3 protein-coding genes are annotated in these 2,458 nt (G+C 69.2%); all 3 read left to right on the top strand.

Annotated features, from left to right (window positions below):
• Positions 1–124, top strand: a 124-nt coding sequence (locus ACWD3D_RS36065) for a LuxR C-terminal-related transcriptional regulator (RefSeq protein WP_451464883.1), incomplete at its 5' end; no start/stop codon positions are given.
• A 344-nt stretch (positions 125–468) separates the two neighbouring features.
• Positions 469–1,536: an alpha/beta fold hydrolase gene (locus ACWD3D_RS36060; protein ID WP_451464882.1), complete on the top strand. Its 1,068-nt coding sequence runs from the start codon at positions 469–471 to the stop codon at positions 1,534–1,536.
• 65 nt (positions 1,537–1,601) lie between these two features.
• Positions 1,602–2,375, top strand: coding sequence for a creatininase family protein (locus tag ACWD3D_RS36055; protein WP_451464881.1), 774 nt, complete (start codon positions 1,602–1,604; stop codon positions 2,373–2,375).
• Positions 2,376–2,458 lie beyond the last annotated feature (83 nt).

Here is a 2,458-nt window from a genome sequence, read left to right as displayed (position 1 = left end):
CATGCACCTCTCCCCCCGCACCGTCAGCTCCCACCTCTACCGCGTCTTCCCCAAACTCGGCATCACCTCCCGCGCCGCCCTCCGCGACGCACTGGCCCGGCTGGAAGAACAACACGGCAGCTGAGGCCGGGGCCGGAGGTCCACTTCAGTCGGATGACTCAGCTCTCCGACCCCGGCCAGGCACATGTAGTACGTCCGGACACCTGAGCTTCCGCCAGGTGCGCACCGTCATTTGACGGATGTGTCTGGTTTGGCCACCGGCGAAGGTATGTGTCATCGGTCCCGTGCTCGACGGAACAGGGACCGGCGGGCATCACCGAACACCACTCGTCACCTGTTTGACAGGTGACATGGCGTGTGTAAAGGTCATCGCGCCGGAAGCCGCGAGGACCCCTGCGCGCCGGTGTGCGGCGGAGGCCCGGGCCTCGGGGCCAGTCATCGGAAATACGTACGACGGAGGGTTTTCACATGATCAACAGGCGTACCTTCAGCAAGGCCGTCGGCCTGGGCACCGGCGCGGCAGCGGTCTCGCTGGTCGGTTTGCAGAGCGGCGCGTCGGCCGCCACCGCATCGCGTACCCCGGCTGTCGCGCCCACCCCCACCGTGCCGACGATCACCCCCGGCACGCACACTTCTTTCCCCACGATCAAGCAGATCAAGGCGGGCGTCCTCGACGTCGGTTACGCCGAGCTGGGTCCCGCACGGGGTCCGGTGGTCTTCCTTCTGCACGGCTGGCCCTACGACATCCACAGCTTCGTCGACGTCGCCCCGCTCCTTGCCGACCAGGGCTACCGGGTCATCGTTCCCTACCTGCGCGGACACGGCAGCACCAGCTTCCTGTCCCGCCACACCCCCCGCACGGCGGAGCAGTCCGCCATCGCCCTGGACGTCATCGCGCTGATGGACGCCCTGAAGATCCCCAAGGCCGTCTTCGCGGGCTTCGACTGGGGTTCGCGCACCGCCGACATCATCGCCGCCCTGTGGCCCGAGCGCGTCAAGGCCCTCCTCTCCACCAGCGGTTACCTCATCACCAACGTCAAGGCGCAGCTCGAGCCGGCCGCCCCGGCCGTCGAGCACAACTGGTGGTACCAGTGGTACTTCGCCAGCGAGCGCGGCAAGAAGGCCATGGAGAACGAGGACGAGCGCATCGCGCTGTGCCGGTACACGTGGACCCTGGTCTCCCCGAACTGGGACTTCTCGGACGCCGTCTTCGCGCGCACCGCCGAGGCGTTCAAGAACCCCGACTACGCCTCCATCGTCCTGTTCAACTACCGCTGGCGCATCGGCCTGGTCGAGGGTCAGAAGCGTTTCGACCGCTACGAGAAGCAGCTCGCGGCCCAGCCTCCCATCGGCGTCCCGACCATCACGCTCGACGCCGCCCTCGACCCCTTCACCCCGCCCGGCGACGGCTCCGCCTACCGCTCGCACTTCACCGGCCGCTACGAGCACCGCACCATCGCGAACATCGGCCACAACCTGCCGCAGGAGGCACCCACCACCTTCGCCCAGGCAGTGGTCGACGTCGATCACCTCTGAGCCCACAGCCGACTTCCGACGCGGTGACCGGCATTCCGCGTCTTCCACTCCGAGGAGGAACCCCCATGAGCGAAGTCCAGTGGAACCGTCTGACCGCCGCAGAACTGCGCGCCCTCGCGGCCCGGGACGCGGTGGTACTGCTGCCCGTGGGGGCCACGGAGCAGCACGGGCCCCATCTGCCCACGGGTGTGGACGACCTCCTGGCCGCAGAGGTGTGCAGGCGGGCGGCCGTGCTGGCCGCCGAGGAGACCGGCGTGGTGGTGGCGCCTTCGGTGCCGACGGGGCTCTCGGAGCATCACATGCCCTTCGGCGGCACCCTGACGCTCTCGCTGCCCACGCTGCACGCTCTCCTGCGGGACCTCTGCCGTTCCATGGTGCGGGTGGGCTTCTCGCGCATCCTCATCGTCAACGGGCACGGCGGGAACATGACCGCTCTCAACGCGCTCACCACGGAGCTGACGGCGGAGCTGGCAACTCCGATCGCGTTCGCGAGCTATTTCGGCGCCGGACGGCAGGCGGTACGCGACACGCTGGAGACCCAGGACGGCCTCATGCACGCGTGTGAGGGGGAGACCTCCATGATGATGGCCGCCTTCCCCGAGCTGATCCGCGCCGAGCACCTCGCCGAGGCGCACGGTCCGCGCATCACCCTGCCTGCGGAGTCGACCGATCCGGTGTACATGGCGCAGTCCTTCGACCGGATCACCAAGTCCGGTGTGGCGGGCGACGCCCGGGTGGCCAGCCCCACGAAGGGCGAGGCGCTTCTGTCGGGCTGCGCTCGGGCGCTGGCCGACATCATCGTGCGCGACCCGTGGGCGAAGCCGGCCGGTCGCGACTGACGTCGGTCCGCCGCGGCGGTGGACACGAGACCGGCGCGCGAAGCCGGGCCGTCCAGCACTCCGGAGCCGCCGAACCCCACCAG

It is taken from the genome of Streptomyces sp. NPDC002690, from assembly GCF_053592415.1.
Note: the sequence above shows the minus strand (reverse complement) of the source record. Positions and strands in the feature narration are given on the sequence as shown.